At 68.9% G+C, this 1,895-nt stretch carries 2 protein-coding genes; both read left to right on the top strand.

All coding sequences use genetic code 11. From position 1 onward, the window contains the following. Positions 1 to 122 (top strand): DUF1269 domain-containing protein (locus JNK68_16135; protein ID MBL8541873.1); only part of this gene is annotated, 122 nt, incomplete at its 5' end. A gap of 213 nt (positions 123 to 335) precedes the next feature. After that, a partial coding sequence (locus tag JNK68_16140) for a HEAT repeat domain-containing protein (GenBank protein ID MBL8541874.1) occupies positions 336 to 1,895 on the top strand: 1,560 nt, incomplete at its 3' end.

Here is a 1,895-nt window from a genome sequence, read left to right on the forward strand (position 1 = left end):
AGGTCACCGCCGACAAGGTGCTGGAGCAGCTCGCGGGGACCGGCGGCACGGTGCTCAAGACCTCGCTCACGCACGAGGACGAGCAGAAGCTGCAAGCGGCGCTGAGCGCTCCCAAGGCCTGATCCCGCAGTCGTCCGCCGCACACGCTGCGGACGGCAACCGCAGCCTCCTCATCGAATCGTGACGATCGCCTGGACGGGTCGAGCGTGAGGGACCCCCGTCGAGCGTCACGCGCGGCGCCCGCGTGGCGCGCAGTACACTTCTGCGCGGCGCTTTCATTCCTGATGGCAGCGGTGGTGCACGGGTCGTGTGCCTTTGCGCAGACGACGGCCAGCGTGGCACCACCGCCCGTCGTCACGCAATCCTTCGCCGGCGGCTATGTCGGCTCGCCCGCCTGCGCCGAATGTCACCGCGCCGCCTTCGATGCCTGGGCGAAATCGCAGCATGCGCATGCCATGCAGGTGGCGGACGCGAAGAGCGTGCTCGGCGACTTCCGGAATGCAAAGTTCACCTACGCCGCTACCACATCGACGTTCTCCACCCGCGATGGCCGGTACTTCGTCCGCACCGACGGGCCGGACGGCAAGCTCGCCGATTTCGAGATCCGCTACACCTTCGGCCTCGAGCCGCTGCAGCAGTACTTGATCGAACTGCCCGGCGGCCGGCTGCAGGCGCTCGGCATCGCGTGGGACTCGCGGCCGAAGTCCGCCGGCGGGCAGCGCTGGTTCCATCTCTATCCGCGCGAGAAGCTGCGCGCGGGCGATCCGCTGCACTGGACCGGCATCGGCCAGAACTGGAACTTCATGTGCGCCGAGTGCCACTCGACCGACCTGCGCAAGAGATTCGACCCCGCCCTTGGCGAATATCGGACGACGTGGTCGGAGATCAGCGTCGGCTGCGAGGCCTGTCACGGCCCCAGTGCGGAACATCTGGCGTGGGCGAAGGCGAAAGCGTCAGGCAAGGCGACGAGCGCCGCCGACAGAGGGCTCGCCATCGCGCTCGACGAACGCAAGGGCATCCAGTGGGCGCCGGTGGCGGCCACCGGCAACGCACGGCGCAGCGCGCCGCGCACATCCTCGCGCGAGATCGACGTGTGTGCGCGCTGCCACGCGCGCGCCGCGCGCCTCTCCGACGATTATGTCCACGGCAAGTCACTTCTCGACACGCATCGGCCGGCGCGGCTGGATGAGGGGCTGTACTGGACCGACGGTCAGATGCGCGACGAGGTCTACAACTGGGGGTCGTTCCTGCAGAGCCGGATGCACGCGCAAGGCGTCACCTGTTCGGACTGCCACGACCCGCACACCCAGGCGCTGCGCGCGCCCGGCAATGCCGTGTGCGCGACGTGCCATGCGCCGGCGAAGTTCGACAGCGAGACGCACACGCATCACGCCAGGGGATCGGCGGGCGCGGCGTGCACCGCCTGTCACATGCCCACCACCACGTACATGCAGGTCGACCCGCGTCACGATCATTCCATGCGCATCCCGCGCCCGGACCTGTCGGTGAAGCTCGGCGTGCCGAACGCGTGCAACAACTGCCATGCGAAGAAGTCTGCGCAATGGGCGGCGGACGCGATCGCGAAGTGGACGGGCAAGGCACCTGTGGGTTATCAGACTTTCGCCGAGGCGCTGCACGCCGGCACGCTCGGAGCGCCGGGGGCACGCGATGCGCTGCAGACGATTGCGGATGATCCGGCGCAGCCGGCGATCGTGCGCGCCAGCGCCATCGACCGGCTCGGTCGCTGGCTGACTCCCGACACATTGTCGTCGGTGACCCATGCGCTCAACGACCCGGACCCGCTGGTGCGTCTTGCCGCGGTCGAAGCGCTGTCCGGCACCGATCCCGCGACGCGCTTGCGCTTCGTTCCGCGAATGTTGAGCGACCCGGTGCGC

The sequence above is a fragment of the Betaproteobacteria bacterium genome, assembly GCA_016791345.1.
In the GTDB taxonomy this organism is placed as follows: Bacteria; Pseudomonadota; Gammaproteobacteria; order Burkholderiales; family JAEUMW01; genus JAEUMW01.